This is a genomic window from Shinella sp. HY16 (assembly GCF_028534175.1).
In the GTDB taxonomy this organism is placed as follows: Bacteria; Pseudomonadota; Alphaproteobacteria; order Rhizobiales; family Rhizobiaceae; genus Shinella.
On the sequence record NZ_JAHYXL010000001.1, the window covers coordinates 3,830,316 to 3,845,779 of the forward strand.

Here is a 15,464-nt window from a genome sequence, read left to right on the forward strand (position 1 = left end):
TGAGGCCATGCCTGCCGCGCGCGAAGATATCAGGGATTTCCTGCGCCGGGCGCCGGGGGCGATCCTGGTCGAGGTGACGGGTGCGGCGGGCTCCACGCCGCGCGACACGGATGCCTTCATGCTGGTCTCGGAACGGGAGATCTTCGCGACGATCGGCGGCGGCCAGCTCGAATACATGGCGATCGATCAGGCCCGGCGAGCACTGCGCCTGGGCGCTGCCGCCGAGCCGATGAGCGTGCCGCTCGGCCCGGAGATCGGCCAGTGCTGCGGCGGGCGCGTCGGCCTCACCTTCACTGCCATGAACCCGGCGCTGGCGCGCGATCTCGTCGCCCGCAGCGACCGCGAGATGGCCCTGCGGCCGCACGTCTATGTCTTCGGCGCCGGCCATGTCGGTGATGCGCTCGCCATGGCGCTGTCGCTCGCCCCGCTGCGCGTCGTGCTGGTGGATACGCGCGAGGACGAGCTCGTCGCCTCGACGGTGCCGCGCATCGAGACCTGTCTCACCGCCATGCCCGAGGCCGTGGTGCGCGATGCGCCGGCCGGCAGCAGTTTTGTTGTCCTGACCCACGATCACGCGCTGGATTTCCTGATCACGGCCGAGGCGCTGAAGCGCAGCGATGCCGCCTATGTCGGCATGATCGGTTCAAAGACCAAGCGCACGACCTTCCGCAACTGGCTGTCGCGCGAGATCGGCCAGCCGGACCTTTTCGATCGCCTGGTCTGCCCGATCGGCGGTACGGTCGTGAAGGACAAGCGCCCGACGGTGATCGCAGCGCTCGCGGCCGCCGAGATCATGACGGCGGCGCTGACCTGGACGGGCGCGTGCAACAAGGCGGTCCTTGCCAAGGGGTGAGGCCGTCTATTCCCTGGGAGCCGTTTCCCAAGGGTTGAGGCAGGGGACCCCGAGCGGCTGAAAATCTGAAAGATTGCGTGTGACGACGACCAAATTGTTGGCGAGCGCTGTCGCCGCAATCATGCCGTCGGCGGTCGGCTTCTTTCCGGGTGTCGGCAACCGGCTTGCGATCGAGGCCGTCTGCATATCGAATGGCAGAAGCCTTGCGAAAAATTCCGGCAGCACGTGGGCCGTCCGCCATAGAGAAAGGTCATCGGCAAAATCGGGATTACGAAGACGTTCGCGTTGTATGCCGAATTCGATCTCCATGATCGTTATCGTCGAAAGATAAGCGGTCTCGACATCGAACGTATGGAGGAACTGCTGAAATTCAATGGCTTGACGCTCAGCCCTGCGGGATGCGGAAACAACATTCGTATCGATCAGGAATGCCATCAGAATTCGACGTCCCGTCCCTCGAAGCTGACGCGTTCGGGCGTAAAATCGTCATCGAACTTCGAACCCTTGTCATTGAGGGCGTCGTACAGGCTTTTCGACTTTCGCCAGTGGTCCTTGAAATCGTCGTAGCGGATAAGCACATAGCTCGCCTCGCCATGTTCGGTGATGACGAGGGGGCCTTCGTTTGCCGCCTTCTTTGCCTTGCTTGGATTCTGGTTGAAGTCGGCGCTGGTCATGGAGGCGAAGGACATAGGCTTCTCCACCTAGTATATTCCAGCAGGAAATATACTATTTTTCGCCATTCACTTCAACAAACTCTGCTTTGCCGTCAGCGACCGGTTCCTCTCCGAGCAGCCGGCCGATCAGCCGCTGACATCGCTCGGCCATGAAATCGATCATCAGCCGCACTTTCGGATCCTGAAAGCGCTTGTGCGGGTAGATTGCCGCGAGCTGCACGGAGGCGGGTGGGCTGTCCTTCAGGATTTCCACCAGGCGGCCCTCGGCAAGGTGGGCCTTCACCTCGAAGAGCGGCTTGTTGATGATGCCCCGGCCTTCCAGCGCCCATTGGGTGAGCACGTCGCCGTCGTCGCTGTCATAGGGGCCGGCGACCTCGAACTTGCGTACGCCTTCGGCCGTCACCAGCGTCCAGTAATACTCCTTCGAGCCGGGATAGCGCAGCAGCAGACAGTCGTGCTTTTCGGCGATCAGCGCGTCTGCAGTGGCGGGTCTGCCGCGGCGGGAAAGATAGGCGGGCGAAGCGCAGAGCACACGCTCGCAATTGAGGATGCCGCGCATGCGCAGGTTCGAATCCTCGAGCACGCCGAGCTTGAAGGCGACGTCGACGCCCTCGGCGAGGATATCGACATTGTGATCCGACAAGCGTACCCGCACCTCGATGTCGGGATACTTGTCGTGGAACTCCGGAATGCCCGACGCGATGAGGCGCCGGCCGATGCCGAGCGGCGCGGTGATGCGGAGCGAGCCCTTGGGATTGCGCGAGAGGTCGGCGATCGCCGCCTCCGCCTCGTTCACCGCCTCGATGATCTTCACGGCGCCCTCGTAGAACACGCGGCCATGTTCGGTCGGCGAGAGCTTGCGCGTCGTGCGGTTGAACAGCCGCACGCCGAGATGGCGTTCCAGCTCCTTGATGCGATTGCTGGCGACCGCGGGAGTGACACGTTGGTCGCGCCCCGCCGCCGAAAGGGTACCGAGTTCGACCACGCGAACGAAGACGCGCACATTATCGAGATAGGACATGGCCCTTTCTACCACATTGGCGTGCAGAGCAAAGAGGCGGCCATCTTTTAGATTTTTTTGAAAGTGTTCGGGATTCACCGGGATTTCCGAGAAAATCACTTGATGGCAAACAAGCCCATGGAAAATGGGAGGAGGTCCCTATGTACGAATATGCCATAGCCTGGGATTGGTTCATGTTTGCCGTCCGCTGGCTGCACGTCATCACGGCGATCGCCTGGATCGGCTCGTCGTTCTATTTCGTCGCGCTCGATCTGGGCCTGAAGAAGCATCCCGCGCTGCCACCGGGCGCCCACGGCGAGGAATGGCAGGTGCATGGCGGTGGCTTCTATCACATCCAGAAATACCTGGTCGCGCCGGCGCAGATGCCCGAGCACCTCGTCTGGTTCAAATGGGAAAGCTATGCGACCTGGCTTTCCGGTTTCGGCATGCTCTGTCTCGTCTATTATGCAGGCGCAGACCTCTATCTGATCGACCCGAACGTGCTCGACGTCTCCAAGCCGGTGGCGATCGGTATTTCCCTGGCCTCGCTCGCCTTCGGCTGGATCATCTACGACCTGATCTGCAAGTCGCCCTTCGGCAATGACAACACGCGGCTGATGGTGGCGCTCTACTTCATCCTCGTCGCTGTGGCCTGGGGCTATACGCAGCTCTTCACGGGGCGCGCCGCCTTCCTGCATCTCGGTGCCTTCACGGCGACGATCATGTCGGCCAACGTGTTCTTCATCATCATGCCGAACCAGCGCGTCGTCGTCGCAGACCTCATCGCCGGTCGCACGCCTGATCCGAAATACGGCAAGATCGCCAAGCAGCGCTCCACGCACAACAACTACCTGACGCTGCCGGTGCTGTTCCTGATGCTGTCGAACCACTATCCGCTGGCCTTCGGCACGGAATTCAACTGGATCATCGCCTCGCTGGTCTTCCTGATGGGCGTCACGATCCGCCACTACTTCAACACCACGTCCGCCAATGCCGGCAATCCGACCTGGACCTGGCTCGTCACCGCCCTGCTCTTCGTTGCCATCATGTGGCTGTCCACCGTGCCGAAGATCCTGACAGGCGAACCGGCGGAAACCAAGGTCTCGGCCATCCAGCAGACCTTCGTTTCGGCGGACGGCTTTCCGCAGGTGCGCGACACCATCCTCGGGCGCTGTGCCATGTGCCACGCGAAGGAGCCGGGCTGGGAAGGCATCATCACGGCGCCGAAGGGCGTCGTCCTGGAAACGGACGGCGAGATTGCCAACCACGCGCGGGAGATTTACCTGCAGGCCGGCCGCTCGCATGCCATGCCGCCGGCCAATGTGACGCAGATCTCCGACGAGGAGCGCCGCCTGCTCGTCGCCTGGTACGAAAATGCCGTCAGCGGGGAGAAGACCCAATGAACGAACTCCTGATCCGCGGCCGCGTGCTGACCTTTCTCGCCGAGCCGCAGGGCATCGACGATACGGCCGCCTGGCGCTACATCGAGGATGGCGCGGTGTTCGTCCGCGGCGGCAAGGTCGTGGAGATCGGCGAGCATGCCGAGGTCAGCAGGCATGCCGGCCCGGGCGTCGCGGTTGCCGACCATCGCCCGCACCTCGTGTTGCCGGGCCTCATCGACACGCATCTGCATTTTCCGCAGACCCAGGCCATCGCGTCCTATGGCGCGCAGCTTCTGGAATGGCTGAACACCTACATCTTCGTCGAGGAGCAGAAGTTCGCCGAGGCCGCCCACGCGGCCGCCGTGGCGGATCGCTTCATGGACGAGCTGATCTCGAACGGCACGACGACCGCCGTCGCCTATTGCTCGGTGCATCCCGAGAGCGTCGAGGCCTATTTCTCGGCGGCCGAGGCGCGGGGCATGCGCATGGTCGGCGGCAAAGTGATGATGGACCGCAACGCGCCCGACGCCCTGCGCGACACGCCGCAGCAGGGCTATGACGAGACGAAGCGGCTCATCGAGAAATGGCATGGCCGCGGCCGCGCGCATTATGCGATCAGCCCACGCTTCGCCATCACCTCGACGCCGGAGCAGATGGAGATGAGCCAGGCGCTCGTCGCCGAACATCCCTCCTGCTACGTGCAGACGCATCTTTCGGAGAACCGCGACGAGATCGCGTTTGCCACCTCGCTCTACCCGCAGGCGAAGGACTACACCGATATCTATGCCCGCTACGGCCTGCTCAACGATCGCATGCTGCTCGGCCATTGCATCTATCTCAGCGACCGCGAGGTTTCCGTGCTCGCCGAGACGGGTGCCGTCGGCGTCTTCTGCCCGACGTCAAACCTTTTCCTCGGCTCGGGTCTCTTCGATCGCGACAAGTTCGACCGGCTCGGCGCGCGCTGGTCGGTGGCGACGGATGTGGGTGCCGGCACCAGCTTCTCCATGCTGGAAACGATGGACGAGGCCTACAAGGTGCTGCACCTCAACGGCCAGAAACTGACGCCGTTCAATTCCTTCTACCGCCTGACGCTGGGCAATGCCCGCGCGCTCGGGCTCGAGACGCATATCGGCTCGCTGCATGCAGGGGCGGATGCGGATATCGTCGTGCTCGATTCGTCCGGCAAGTCGGCGATGGAGTACCGCATGCGCACCGCCACCTCGCTCGCGGAAGAGCTCTTCATCCTTCAGACCATGGGCGACGACCGTTGCGTCGCCGAGGTCTATGTCGCCGGCAAGGCGATGAAGGGGAAGGGCAAGGCGGATGCCGCAAGGCAGCGCCTGCTCGAGACGGCCTGATCATTTGACGGTGCAGATGCCGTTCGCGCCGCCGTGTCCGGTATAGGAGACGGCGGCCGTGCCGTCGGGGTTGATGCTGAGCGAGATCGTCACGCCGCCGCCCTTGGCCTCATAGTAGTTGTCGTTGAAGACGTGCAGCTTGCCTTCCTTTCCATTGATGTAGATCGGCCCGCCCTCGTCGGCATGCACCTCGATATTGCCGGGGCAGGTGGCGTTGACGAGCGGGATTTTAGCCAGGGCGGGGCTGGCGACCAATAGAAGCGAGGCGGCCGTGGCCGCAATCCGGATGGGGGTCATGGGATCGTCCTTCCTTGTCCGAGAGAGTTGCCGCCAGACTACGCCACAACGGTGCCGCCGGCTTGCGGGAAATCAAGGAGAAGAACGTTTTCCGCCTTGGGCAAGACGGAACGGCTTATCGTATCGGCCTGTTGGGGGAGATGGCGTCAGGGACCCTTCAGGCGCCCGCCCATCGCTTTGGTCAGCCCTTCCGCCGCCGCACGCACCACCGGGCCGAAGGCATCGACCTTGCTGTCGGGCAGGCGCACCGCCGGTCCGGACACGGAAATGCCGGCGACCGCCTCGCCATATTCGTCGAAGATCGGCGCGGCCACGCAGCGCATGCCGAGCGTGTGCTCCTCGTCGTCGATCGACCAGCCGCGGATACGGATTTTTCCGATGTCTTCCAGCAGCGTCGGGATCGTGTCGCGGGTCTTGTCGGTGAAATGCTGCAGCGTGCGGCCGGTGAGCAACGCTTCGATGCGGGCATCCGGCCAGGTCGAAAGGATCGCCTTGCCGATGCCGGAGGCATGGATCGGCCCGCGTCGGCCGGGGCGGAAGAAGGCGCGCATCGGCGCGTGGCTTTCGACTTGCGAGATGAAGACCACGTCGCCGTCGTCCTCGATGGCGATGTTGGCGGTCTCGCCGCACCCTTCCATCAGCTGCTTGAGAAACGGCCGGCTGATCGTGCCGAGCTTGCGGAAGCGCAGATAGGCGGTGCCGATTTCGAAGGCCTTCACGCCGATCGTCCAGGCGCCGGTCTCCGCGTCATGGGCGACCATGCCGTGCTGGGAAAGCGAGGTCAGCAGGCGGTGCACCGTGGAGGGCGCCATGGCCGACTGGTCGGCAAGATCGGTCAGCGCCGCGCCGTCCGCCCGCGCCACGAGATCGAGAAGTTTCAGGCTGCGGTCCAGCACCTGCACCGAGGACGGTGCCGCATTCTCGCCGGCCTTGCGGCCGGGCCGCCCCCGCATCTTCTCCTGCTGCTCCGCCATGCGTCCCTCTCTTCCGTCTCTGTGCATTCATGACATAGCCGGCCCGGGGCGATTGTTCCAGTTTCGTTGAAAATGTTTATTTCCGTATGATGGGATTGATTTCCATTTTATGATTGCGCGCAGAAACAGATGCGCTACCTTCCTTCTCGAGAGACGGAGGAAATCCCATGGCTAAAATGCGTGCTGTCGATGCAGCGGTCCTGGTTCTGGAAAAGGAAGGCATCGATTGTGCCTTCGGTGTACCGGGCGCTGCGATCAATCCCTTTTATTCGGCGCTGAGGGCGCGCGGCACGGTCCGCCATGTGCTCGCCCGCCACGTCGAGGGCGCAAGCCACATGGCAGAGGGCTATACACGGGCCCGCGCCGGCAATATCGGCCTTTGCATCGGTACGTCCGGCCCCGCCGGCACCGACATGATCACCGGCCTCTACTCGGCCTCCGCCGATTCGATCCCGATCCTCTGCATCACCGGCCAGGCGCCCCGCGCCCGCCTCGACAAGGAAGACTTCCAGGCGGTCGATATCGCCAAGATCGCTGCGCCCGTCACCAAGTGGGCCGTCACGGTCATGGAGCCGGGCCTTGTTCCCTACGTCTTCCAGAAGGCGTTCCACACGATGCGTTCGGGCCGTCCCGGCCCGGTCCTGGTCGACCTGCCGATCGACGTCCAGCTCGCCGAGATCGAGTTCGACATCGACGCCTACGAGCCGCTCGAGCCTTACAAGCCGGCCGCTACCCGCGCCCAGGCCGAAAAGGCCCTCGCCATGCTGAACGCGGCCGAGCGCCCGCTGATCGTCGCCGGCGGCGGCATCATCAATGCGGATGCCTCGGACCTTCTGGTCGAGTTCGCCGAGATCACCGGCGTTCCCGTCATCCCGACGCTGATGGGCTGGGGCACGATCCCGGACGACCACCGGCTGATGGCGGGCATGTGCGGCCTGCAGACCTCGCACCGCTACGGCAACGCGACGCTGCTCGCCTCCGACTTCGTTCTCGGTGTCGGCAACCGCTGGGCCAACCGCCACACCGGCAATATCCCGACCTATACGGAAGGCCGCACCTTCGTTCACGTCGATATCGAGCCGACCCAGATCGGCCGCGTCTTCACGCCGGATTTCGGCATCGTCTCGGATGCCGGCGCCGCGCTGAAGGTGTTCCTCGACGTCGCGACCGAATGGAAGGTCGCCGGCAAGCTGCGTGACTGGTCGGTCTGGGCCGAGGAATGCCAGGAGCGCAAGCGCACCATGCTGCGCAAGACCCATTTCGACCAGACGCCGCTGAAGCCGCAGCGCGTTTACGAAGAGATGAACAAGGCCTTTGCCCGCGACACCTGCTACGTTTCGACCATCGGTCTTTCCCAGATCGCCGGCGCGCAGTTCCTGCATGTCTACAAGCCGCGCAACTGGATCAACTGCGGCCAGGCCGGCCCGCTCGGCTGGACGCTGCCCGCTGCCCTCGGTGTGCGGGCCGCCGATCCCGATCGTCCGATCGTCGCCTTGTCCGGCGACTACGACTTCCAGTTCCTCATCGAGGAGCTTGCGGTCGGCGCCCAGCACAAGCTGCCCTACCTGCATGTGGTCGTGAACAATTCCTATCTCGGCCTCATCCGCCAGGCCCAGCGCGGTTTCAACATGGACTTCGAGGTCTCGCTCGCCTTCGATAACATCAATGCGACGGGCGATTCGGAAGCAGGCTATGGTGTCGACCATGTTGCCGTTGCCGAAGGCCTCGGCTGCAAGGCGATCCGCGTCCGCAGCCCGAACGAGTTCCAGGAAGCCTTCAACACTGCGCAGGCGCTGATGAAGGAGCACCAGGTTCCCGTCGTCATCGAGTTCATCCTCGAGCGCGTCACCAACATCGCCATGGGCGCCGATATCAATGCCGTCGTCGAATTCGAAGACCTGGCCGAACGCGGCGAAGATGCCCCGACCGCCACGCTGGCTCTTCTGGACTGAGACGAAGAGAAGGAAAACACCATGCCCAAATTCGCGGCCAACCTGACCATGCTCTTCAACGAGGTGCCGTTCCTCGAGCGCTTCGCGCTGGCCGCGAAGGCCGGCTTCGAAGGGGTGGAGTATCTCTTCCCCTACGATTTCGACAAGGAGGCGCTGCGCGCAGCGCTCGATCTTCATGGCCTGACGCAGGTGCTGCACAACCTGCCGGCCGGCAACTGGGCCGGCGGCGAGCGCGGTATCGCGGTCCTGCCGGACCGGGTCGACGAGTTCCGCCGCGGCGTGGCCTCGGCGATCGACTATGCGACGGCGCTCGGATGCAAGCAGGTCAACTGCCTCTCGGGCATCGCCCCGGTGGGTGTTTCGGACAAGGAGCTGCGCGCCACCTTCGTCGCCAACCTGAAGCTGGCCGCGAGCGAGCTTGGCAAACATGGAATCCGGCTTCTGATCGAGCCGATCAACCGCTTCGACATTCCGGGCTTCTACCTCAACACCCCGGACCAGGCGGCTTCCATCATCGCCGAGGTGGGCAGCGACAACCTGTTCATCCAGTACGACCTCTACCACCAGCAGCGCACCGAGGGTGAGCTGATCGGCACGTTCAAGAAGCACCAGGCGCAGATCGCCCATGTGCAGCTTGCCGACAATCCGGGCCGCAACGAACCGGGTACCGGCGAGATCGCCTATCCCTTCGTGTTCAAGACGCTCGACGCGCTTGGCTATGACGGCTGGATCGGCTGCGAATACAAGCCGCGCACCACGACGCAGGAAGGCCTCGGCTGGCTGGCCGAAGTCGGTCGCTGAAGACAAAACGCATTCAAAGTCTGGGAGTTTAAATCATGGCAACTATCGGTTTTATCGGCCTCGGCATCATGGGCACCCCCATGGCGCGTCACCTTCAGGACGCCGGCCACACGGTCATCACCTCGAAATTCGCAATCCCGCCACGTCAGGAACTGCTCGACAACGGTCTTGAGATCGTCGATAGCCCGAAGGTACTGGCCGAGACCGTCGACACGATCATCCTCATGCTGCCCGATACGCCCGAGGTCGAAGACGTGCTCTTCGGCGAGAACGGCGTCTCCTACGGCCTTGCGACCGGCAAGCTCGTCATCGACATGAGCTCGATCTCGCCGATCGCCACCAAGGAATTTGCCAAGAAGATCCGCGCAACCGGCGCCGAATTTGTCGATGGCCCGGTCTCGGGTGGTGAGGTTGGCGCCAAGAACGCCTCGCTCTCCATCATGGCCGGCGGTTCGCAGGAGAGCTTCGACCGGGCGCTGCCGCTCTTCCAGCTGATGGGCAAGAACATCACCCTGGTCGGCGATTGCGGCGACGGCCAGGTGACGAAGGTCGCCAACCAGATCATCGTCGCACTGACCATCGAGGCGGTGTCCGAAGCTCTCGTCTTCGCGTCGAAGGCCGGTGCCGATCCGGCGCGCGTGCGCTCGGCATTGATGGGCGGCTTTGCCTCCTCGCGCATTCTCGAAGTGCATGGCGAGCGCATGGTCAAGCGCACCTTCGATCCGGGTTTCCGCATCTCGCTGCACCAGAAGGACCTGAACCTGGCGCTGCAAGGAGCCAAGGCACTCGGCGTCGCCCTGCCGAACACCGCGTCCACGCAGGAACTCTTCAACCAGTGCGCCGCCCATGGCGAGGCTGGGCTCGATCACTCAGGTCTCGTCAAGGCGCTGGAGCGCATGGCGAACCACGCCGTCGCATGACGGCCTGGCCGGGCGGGGAGGGGAGCCCCGCCCGGCCACCCCTTCTGGAGGAGGAGGCGCAGCCCCTCATCCCTCGCCGCGGCTCTTTTTCATCAGGAGGTGCTGGCGGGCGGGTGAGGGGCTGTGCTTAATTGCCCGGCCCGAAGCGCCGCTGCCGCGCGCGCGGCGACGGCCGCTGTAGAATTTTGAATCTGCTGCCGGAATCCCTCGTGTTCGAGGCGGCCGGGCGGCAGCATGACCCGGAGGAACCCATGCCGCCCATCGCCGATCCGCGCGCCTTTCTCGAAAGCCTCTTTTCCGTCGCGGTCGCCGCCGCCGATCCGGACAAGGTGCTGGCCGCCAATCTGCCGGAAAAGCCGAAGGGCCGCACGGTGGTGATCGGCGCCGGCAAGGGCGCGGCGCAGATGGCGCGTGCCTTCGAGCGGCTGTGGGACGCACCGCTCACCGGCGTGGTCGTCACGCGCTACGGCTATGCGGTTGCCTGCGAGCGCATCGAAATCCTCGAGGCCGCCCATCCGGTGCCGGATGACAGCGGGCTTCTCGCCTCCGGCCGGCTGATGGCCGCCGTGCGCGGCCTGACGGAGGACGACCTCGTCGTCGCGCTCGTCTGCGGCGGCGGCTCGGCCCTGCTGCCGGCGCCGGCCGGCGACCTGACGCTTGCCGACGAGATCGCCGTCAACAAGGCGCTGCTCGCCTCCGGTGCCCCGATCAGTGCCATGAATGCCGTGCGCAAGCAGGTCTCGCGCATCAAGGGCGGCCGGCTCGCCGCGCTCGCCCATCCGGCCCGCGTCGTCTCGCTCGTCGTGTCGGATATTCCCGGCGACAATCCTGCCCTCGTCGCCTCCGGTCCGACCATCGCGGACGAGACCACCCGCGCGGATGCGCTGCGCCTCATCGAGCGCTACCGCCTCGACTTGCCTGAAGCCGTGATGCGCCACATCCGTGATGGCAAGGACGAGCCGCCGCTGCCATCCGATGCCGCCTTCGCCCGCAACGAGGTGAAGCTCGTCGCGTCCGCCGCCGTCTCGCTGGAAGCCGCCGCCGAAGCGGCGCGCGAGGCGGGTGTAGAGGCCGTCATCCTCTCCGATGCCATCGAGGGCGAGGCGGCCGAGGTCGGCCGCGTGCACGCGGCGATCGCCGCCGAGGTGGTTCGCCGCGATCGGCCGTTCCGCAAGCCCGTCGTCGTGCTGTCGGGCGGCGAGACGACCGTGACGATCAAGGGCAAGGGCAAGGGCGGGCGCAACGGCGAATTCCTTCTGTCCTTCGCCTGCGGCATCGATGGTCTGCCGGGTCTTTTTGCACTTGCCGCCGATACGGACGGGATCGATGGATCAGAGGACAATGCCGGCGCTTTCGCCGATGGCACCACCGTCGCGCGGCTTGCCGACAAGGGCAAGGACGCTGCCGAGTTTCTCGGCCGCAACGACAGCTGGACCGTCTTCGACGCGCTCGGCGACCTCTTCGTGCCCGGGCCGACCGGCACCAATGTCAACGATTTCCGGGCCATCCTCATTCAGTAGGGTGGAAGAAGCCGGCTAAAGACAGGAAGGGCCGCGGAGTGATCCGCGGCCCTTTGCCGTTGGGAAAGCCGTCACCCGGCTGCGAACGCGCTACCGGTTGGCCATCGAGGCCATGCGCTGCGAGTAGCGTCCGCCGGCCACCTTGGCCGGTGACAGGAGGTCGCCGAGGCGGGCGGCTTCCTCCGGTGTCAGGACGATCTCGGCGGCGGCAGCGTTCTGCTCCAGGTGCGGCACCTTGCTGGCGCCGGGGATCGGCACGATGAAATCGCCCTGCGCGAGCACCCAGGCCAGCGCCAGCTGCGCCGGGGCGACGCCCTTTTCCGCCGCCATTTCCTCAAGGAGGGCGACCAGCGCGAGATTGGCGTCGAAATTCTCCGCGGCAAAGCGCGGCAGCGAGCGGCGAAAATCGTCGTCGGCAAGGCCGTCCAGCTTCTTCAGCGCGCCGGTGAGCACACCGCGGCCGAGAGGGCTGAAGGGCACGAAGCCGATGCCGAGTGTGCGGCAGGTCTCCAGCACCCCGTTTTCCTCGACGTCGCGGGTCCAGAGCGAATATTCGCTCTGGACGGCGGCTATCGGGTGCACGGCATGGGCCCTGCGGATCGTCTCGCTGCCGGCTTCCGAAAGACCCAGCGCCTTCACCTTGCCCGCCTGCACCAGCTCCGCCATGGCGCCCACCGTTTCTTCGATCGGTACCGCCGGGTCGACGCGGTGCTGGTAGTAGAGGTCGATGACCTCGATGCCGAGTCGCTTCAGCGAGGCCTCGGCGACGGCCTTGACGTTTTCCGGCCGGCTGTCCGTGCCGGTGATCATCTCGGCGGAGGGTTTTGCGGGGTCGATGCGGAAGCCGAACTTGGTGGCGATCACCACCTTGTCGCGCACAGGCTTCAGCGCCTTGCCGAGAAGAATCTCGTTTCTGTAGGGGCCGTAGACCTCGGCCGTGTCGAACAGGGTGATGCCGAGATCGACGGCGCGGTGCAGCGTGTCGATGGCCGCCGTCTCGTCGCCGGAGGGGCCGTAGGCATGGCTCATGCCCATGCAGCCAAGGCCGAGGGCGGAAACGTCGAGCGTGCCGAGCTGTCTGTGTTTCATGGCGAAATCCTTTTTCTCTGGACCCCGGAGGCGGGGCCGCACGGCCGGACGGCGAACGATCTGCCGTCATCCGGACAAGGCCAATCTAGAGCGCGGTGCTTCATCGGAAAATTGCTGCAAAAGCCAACAGCTTGTTCTATTTGTTGGAACAATGAACCGAACCCAGCTTTCTCAACTCGCGGTGCTTGCCATCGTCGCGGAGACGCGCAGCTTTCGCAAGGCGGCGGGTGAACTCGGTATTGCGCCCTCCGCCGTCAGCCATGCGGTCTCCGCGCTGGAGGCAAGCCTCGGCGTGCGCCTCATTGCGCGCACCACCCGCTCCGTGGCGCCGACCGAGGAGGGGCGCCTGCTGCTCGACACGCTGGCGCCGGCGCTTTCCGATATCGGTTCGGCCATGGAGGCGCTTGCCGACCGGCAGGGCCGCCCTGCCGGGCCGTTGCGCGTCACCATGCCGTTGATCGCCGCCGAAGACATCGTCATGCCGCGGCTCGGCGCCTTCCTCGCCGCCTATCCGGAGATCGAGCTGGACCTGAGGACCGACGATCGCTTCGAGGACATCGTCGAGAAGGGGTTCGATGCGGGGCTGCGGCTTGGCGAACATCTGGAGGCCGACATGATCGCGGTGAGGGCGAGCGGTCCCTGGCGCGGCCTCATCGTCGGCGCGCCTGCCTATTTCGAAAACCATCCGGAACCTGTCCAGCCGCGCGATCTCATGCAGCACCGCTGCATCCGGCGGCGCTTTTCCAGCGGACGGGTCTATCGCTGGGAACTGGAAAAGGGCGGGCGGCTGGTGACGGTCGACGTTACCGGCCCTTTGATCGTCTCCGATCAGCGGCTGATGCGCGCGGCCGCGATCGACGGCGCGGGCCTTGCCTATGTCTTCGACCAGCGCGTCACCGACGATATCGAGGCCGGCCGTCTCGTCGCGGTGCTGGAAGACTGGTGCCCGGCCTTCGACGGCTTTTCGATCTATTACCCCTCGCGCCGGCAGATGCGCCCGGCGCTGCGCGCTTTCGTCGATTTCTTCCGGTTCCGCGGCTGACCCCGGCTCGGCAGGTTATGCTCGAGCGTTTCCGGCCGAAGCGGGATTGCTTCGGCGTCGGACAATGCGGGAAAGCTCTAGGTCTCCAGCCGGTAGCGGATGTGCCCGTCGGTCTCGACATAGCTGTCATAGAGCTTGCGGGCGCGCGCATTGTCATGGCGGGTGTGCCAGTAGATCCCGCGCCAGCCGTTGCGCCGGGAAATGGTGACGAGATCGTTGATCAGTGCCCGGCCGATGCCTTTGCCGCGCGTGTCTTCATCGACGAACATGTCCTCGAGATAGCCTTCCGGTGCGATGTCCCAGGTGGAATCGTGATAGTGGTGGATGGCAAAGCCCAGCACCGTCCCGTCCTCGTCGGCAAGGCGCATCGAGACGCGGGAGCCGGGGTCGAGGATGCGGGCCCAGGTGAAGGCAGTGACCTCCTCCGGCACGTCGGTCTCGTAGAAGGCGAGGTAGCCGGCCCAGAGCTTTCTCCAGGCGGCTTCGTCACTTTCCAGCGCATCGCGGATGATGATGGCCATGAGTCACGCCCCCGCCGTGTCGAGCGCCGCCATCTGCTCCGCGCTCAGCGTCAGGGCCGCCGCCTTCGTCAGGCTTGCGAGCTGGCCGAGGCCGGTGGCGCTGGCGATCGGCGCAGTGACGGCGGGCTTGGCCATCAGCCAGGCGAGCGCGATTTCGGCCTGTGTCGCGCCGGTGTCGGCGGCTACCGTGTCGAGCGCGGCGAGAATACGCCGGCCCTTGTCGTCGAGATAGTGCACGACGCCCTCGCCGCGGGTTCTGCCTTCCGTGTCCGCCTTCGTGCGGTACTTGCCGGTGAGGAAGCCGGAGGCGAGGCTGTAATAGGTGATGACGCCAAGATCCTCTTTCCGGCAGAGGTCGGCCAGCGCGCCCTCGAAACCGGCGCGGTCATAGAGATTGTATTCCGGCTGCAGCGCGCCATAGCGCGGCAGGCCGGCCTTGTCGGCGGCCTCGAACGAGGCCTGCAACTGGCCGGCATCGAGGTTCGAGGCGCCGAAGGCACGCACCTTGCCGGCCTTCACCAGGCTCGCATGGGCCTCCAGGGTTTCCTCATAGGGCGTTTCCGGATCCGGCCAGTGCGAGAGGTAGAGGTCGATATGATCGGTCTGGAGCCGCTTCAGTGAGTTTTCGACGGCCTCGACGATCCAGCGCCTGCGCAGGTCCCGGCGCCCCTGGCCCATGTCGGAACCGACCTTGGTGATGACGACCACCTTGTCGCGGGCGATGCCGGAGCGCTTCAACCACTTGCCGATGATCGCCTCGGATTCGCCGCCCTGGTTGCCCGGCGCCCAGCGGGAATAGACGTCGGCCGTGTCGATGGCGTTGAAGCCGGCGCCGGTGAAGGCGTCGAGCAGGTCGAAGGAGGTCTTCTCGTCGGCCGTCCAGCCGAAGACATTGCCGCCGAAGACGAGAGGAGCGATCGAAAGGCCGGTCTTGCCGAGGGCGCGAAGCTGCATGGGGTCCTCCAAAGGGTTCGTGCTGAAAAAAGGCTTCCTGCAACATAGGGCGCAGCCGGCGCCTTTGCACGCAGCGGATCCGACTTTTTGCCGGGTGGCTCGGCTTGCGAGGAACGTACCTCGCGAC

At 64.9% G+C, this 15,464-nt stretch carries 16 protein-coding genes; 8 read left to right on the plus strand and 8 right to left on the minus strand.

Annotated elements, in window-relative coordinates; genetic code table 11:
• Positions 1-7: 7 nt before the first annotated feature.
• Complete coding sequence (xdhC, locus tag K0P03_RS18735) at positions 8-853, plus strand: xanthine dehydrogenase accessory protein XdhC (protein WP_272790314.1); 846 nt, start codon at positions 8-10, stop codon at positions 851-853.
• A 6-nt stretch (positions 854-859) separates the two neighbouring features.
• On the opposite strand, the gene K0P03_RS18740 is transcribed toward xdhC, so the two are convergent.
• The 3 genes from K0P03_RS18740 to K0P03_RS18750 are packed head-to-tail and all read right to left on the minus strand — an operon-like array spanning position 860 to position 2,548.
• Positions 860-1,288 carry a type II toxin-antitoxin system VapC family toxin gene (locus K0P03_RS18740; protein ID WP_272790315.1) on the minus strand — a complete coding sequence of 143 codons (429 nt, stop codon included), beginning with the start codon at positions 1,286-1,288 and terminating at the stop codon, positions 860-862.
• On the minus strand, positions 1,288-1,542 hold the full coding sequence (locus K0P03_RS18745) for a type II toxin-antitoxin system Phd/YefM family antitoxin (protein WP_272790316.1): 255 nt from the start codon (positions 1,540-1,542) through the stop codon (positions 1,288-1,290). Before K0P03_RS18745 ends, K0P03_RS18740 begins: the two co-directional genes overlap by 1 nt.
• Positions 1,543-1,579: 37 nt before the next feature.
• Positions 1,580-2,548, minus strand: coding sequence for a LysR family transcriptional regulator (locus K0P03_RS18750; RefSeq protein WP_272790317.1), 969 nt, complete (start codon positions 2,546-2,548; stop codon positions 1,580-1,582).
• A 140-nt stretch (positions 2,549-2,688) separates the two neighbouring features.
• Between K0P03_RS18750 and K0P03_RS18755 the strand changes: the two genes are divergently transcribed.
• Together K0P03_RS18755 and guaD are read left to right on the plus strand one after the other, a co-directional pair.
• Positions 2,689-3,930: a urate hydroxylase PuuD gene (locus tag K0P03_RS18755; protein WP_050742801.1), complete on the plus strand. Its 1,242-nt coding sequence runs from the start codon at positions 2,689-2,691 to the stop codon at positions 3,928-3,930.
• The gene (gene guaD, locus K0P03_RS18760) at positions 3,927-5,267 is read left to right on the plus strand and encodes a guanine deaminase (protein ID WP_023515602.1); all 1,341 of its coding nucleotides are present in this window, start codon (positions 3,927-3,929) and stop codon (positions 5,265-5,267) included. The genes K0P03_RS18755 and guaD overlap by 4 nt, the downstream gene beginning before the upstream one ends.
• Here the strand turns inward: guaD and K0P03_RS18765 are convergent, their stop codons facing one another.
• A complete protein-coding gene (locus tag K0P03_RS18765; RefSeq protein WP_023515601.1) occupies positions 5,268-5,564 on the minus strand; it encodes a hypothetical protein in 297 nt (98 codons plus the stop codon). It abuts the gene before it with no gap.
• A gap of 146 nt (positions 5,565-5,710) precedes the next feature.
• Positions 5,711-6,538 carry an HTH-type transcriptional regulator BhcR gene (gene bhcR, locus K0P03_RS18770; RefSeq protein WP_050742800.1) on the minus strand — a complete coding sequence of 276 codons (828 nt, stop codon included), beginning with the start codon at positions 6,536-6,538 and terminating at the stop codon, positions 5,711-5,713.
• A gap of 167 nt (positions 6,539-6,705) precedes the next feature.
• Between bhcR and gcl the strand changes: the two genes are divergently transcribed.
• From gcl to K0P03_RS18790, 4 genes are all read left to right on the plus strand, one after another.
• Complete coding sequence (gene gcl / locus K0P03_RS18775) at positions 6,706-8,490, plus strand: glyoxylate carboligase (RefSeq protein WP_130520188.1); 1,785 nt, start codon at positions 6,706-6,708, stop codon at positions 8,488-8,490.
• A gap of 21 nt (positions 8,491-8,511) precedes the next feature.
• Positions 8,512-9,291 carry a hydroxypyruvate isomerase gene (gene hyi / locus K0P03_RS18780; RefSeq protein ID WP_272790318.1) on the plus strand — a complete coding sequence of 260 codons (780 nt, stop codon included), beginning with the start codon at positions 8,512-8,514 and terminating at the stop codon, positions 9,289-9,291.
• A gap of 35 nt (positions 9,292-9,326) precedes the next feature.
• Positions 9,327-10,211, plus strand: coding sequence for a 2-hydroxy-3-oxopropionate reductase (locus K0P03_RS18785; RefSeq protein ID WP_023516801.1), 885 nt, complete (start codon positions 9,327-9,329; stop codon positions 10,209-10,211).
• A gap of 251 nt (positions 10,212-10,462) precedes the next feature.
• The gene (locus K0P03_RS18790) at positions 10,463-11,731 is read left to right on the plus strand and encodes a glycerate kinase type-2 family protein (protein WP_272790319.1); all 1,269 of its coding nucleotides are present in this window, start codon (positions 10,463-10,465) and stop codon (positions 11,729-11,731) included.
• Between the two features lie 90 nt (positions 11,732-11,821).
• Here K0P03_RS18790 and K0P03_RS18795 read toward each other — a convergent pair whose 3' ends face one another.
• On the minus strand, positions 11,822-12,820 hold the full coding sequence (locus K0P03_RS18795; protein WP_272790320.1) for an aldo/keto reductase: 999 nt from the start codon (positions 12,818-12,820) through the stop codon (positions 11,822-11,824).
• A 151-nt stretch (positions 12,821-12,971) separates the two neighbouring features.
• On the opposite strand from K0P03_RS18795, the gene K0P03_RS18800 reads away from it, so the two are divergent.
• The gene (locus K0P03_RS18800; RefSeq protein ID WP_023514537.1) at positions 12,972-13,862 is read left to right on the plus strand and encodes a LysR family transcriptional regulator; all 891 of its coding nucleotides are present in this window, start codon (positions 12,972-12,974) and stop codon (positions 13,860-13,862) included.
• A gap of 77 nt (positions 13,863-13,939) precedes the next feature.
• Here K0P03_RS18800 and K0P03_RS18805 read toward each other — a convergent pair whose 3' ends face one another.
• Complete coding sequence (locus K0P03_RS18805) at positions 13,940-14,383, minus strand: GNAT family N-acetyltransferase (RefSeq protein ID WP_024270464.1); 444 nt, start codon at positions 14,381-14,383, stop codon at positions 13,940-13,942.
• A gap of 3 nt (positions 14,384-14,386) precedes the next feature.
• On the minus strand, positions 14,387-15,337 hold the full coding sequence (locus tag K0P03_RS18810; protein WP_272790321.1) for an aldo/keto reductase: 951 nt from the start codon (positions 15,335-15,337) through the stop codon (positions 14,387-14,389).
• Positions 15,338-15,464 lie beyond the last annotated feature (127 nt).

What these genes read in the sequence shown, in the direction of transcription:
- xdhC (WP_272790314.1), top strand. Translation starts at nt 8, where the DNA reads ATGCCTGCCGCGCGCGAAGATATCAGGGATTTCCTGCGCCGGGCGCCG.
- K0P03_RS18740 (WP_272790315.1), bottom strand. Translation starts at nt 1,288, where the DNA reads ATGGCATTCCTGATCGATACGAATGTTGTTTCCGCATCCCGCAGGGCT.
- K0P03_RS18745 (WP_272790316.1), bottom strand. Translation starts at nt 1,542, where the DNA reads ATGTCCTTCGCCTCCATGACCAGCGCCGACTTCAACCAGAATCCAAGC.
- K0P03_RS18750 (WP_272790317.1), bottom strand. Translation starts at nt 2,548, where the DNA reads ATGTCCTATCTCGATAATGTGCGCGTCTTCGTTCGCGTGGTCGAACTC.
- K0P03_RS18755 (WP_050742801.1), top strand. Translation starts at nt 2,689, where the DNA reads ATGTACGAATATGCCATAGCCTGGGATTGGTTCATGTTTGCCGTCCGC.
- guaD (WP_023515602.1), top strand. Translation starts at nt 3,927, where the DNA reads ATGAACGAACTCCTGATCCGCGGCCGCGTGCTGACCTTTCTCGCCGAG.
- K0P03_RS18765 (WP_023515601.1), bottom strand. Translation starts at nt 5,564, where the DNA reads ATGACCCCCATCCGGATTGCGGCCACGGCCGCCTCGCTTCTATTGGTC.
- bhcR (WP_050742800.1), bottom strand. Translation starts at nt 6,538, where the DNA reads ATGGCGGAGCAGCAGGAGAAGATGCGGGGGCGGCCCGGCCGCAAGGCC.
- gcl (WP_130520188.1), top strand. Translation starts at nt 6,706, where the DNA reads ATGGCTAAAATGCGTGCTGTCGATGCAGCGGTCCTGGTTCTGGAAAAG.
- hyi (WP_272790318.1), top strand. Translation starts at nt 8,512, where the DNA reads ATGCCCAAATTCGCGGCCAACCTGACCATGCTCTTCAACGAGGTGCCG.
- K0P03_RS18785 (WP_023516801.1), top strand. Translation starts at nt 9,327, where the DNA reads ATGGCAACTATCGGTTTTATCGGCCTCGGCATCATGGGCACCCCCATG.
- K0P03_RS18790 (WP_272790319.1), top strand. Translation starts at nt 10,463, where the DNA reads ATGCCGCCCATCGCCGATCCGCGCGCCTTTCTCGAAAGCCTCTTTTCC.
- K0P03_RS18795 (WP_272790320.1), bottom strand. Translation starts at nt 12,820, where the DNA reads ATGAAACACAGACAGCTCGGCACGCTCGACGTTTCCGCCCTCGGCCTT.
- K0P03_RS18800 (WP_023514537.1), top strand. Translation starts at nt 12,972, where the DNA reads ATGAACCGAACCCAGCTTTCTCAACTCGCGGTGCTTGCCATCGTCGCG.
- K0P03_RS18805 (WP_024270464.1), bottom strand. Translation starts at nt 14,383, where the DNA reads ATGGCCATCATCATCCGCGATGCGCTGGAAAGTGACGAAGCCGCCTGG.
- K0P03_RS18810 (WP_272790321.1), bottom strand. Translation starts at nt 15,337, where the DNA reads ATGCAGCTTCGCGCCCTCGGCAAGACCGGCCTTTCGATCGCTCCTCTC.